This window comes from Cedecea sp. B1(4) (genome assembly GCF_059414925.1).
Map to the genome: position 1 here is coordinate 1 of NZ_JCAHMZ010000304.1, position 286 is coordinate 286.

Sequence of the window (286 nt, forward strand, 5' to 3'; positions counted from 1 at the left end):
CTGGCCGGCATCTGGTTCATGTGGACTGCTATCTGAGATTCTCTTTAACCCCGTCGAAAGGAACATTCCTGAAAACCGCTTCACTTCCCTGATAAGGGGATGGCCCCCAGGGCATTATTGACGCGGCCATAAATTGTTGAAACGTTCTTGCGTTTGGTGCGTTGAATGAAGATGGAAAGAACAGACGCGAGAACTTTGGGAATTGAGGCGCTCAACGAGCGACGGCGGCGAGCCGTGAAGCTGCGGTTGAGCGGAATGAAATTGGATGACGTTGTCGCGCAGGCGG

1 protein-coding gene is annotated in these 286 nt (G+C 53.1%); it reads right to left on the reverse strand.

Features of this window, described 5'->3' with window-relative positions; genetic code table 11:
• Window positions 1-80: 80 nt before the first annotated feature.
• Window positions 81-286, reverse strand: a 206-nt coding sequence (locus tag ACR6JA_RS23055) for a hypothetical protein (RefSeq protein WP_494599832.1), incomplete at its 5' end; no start/stop codon positions are given.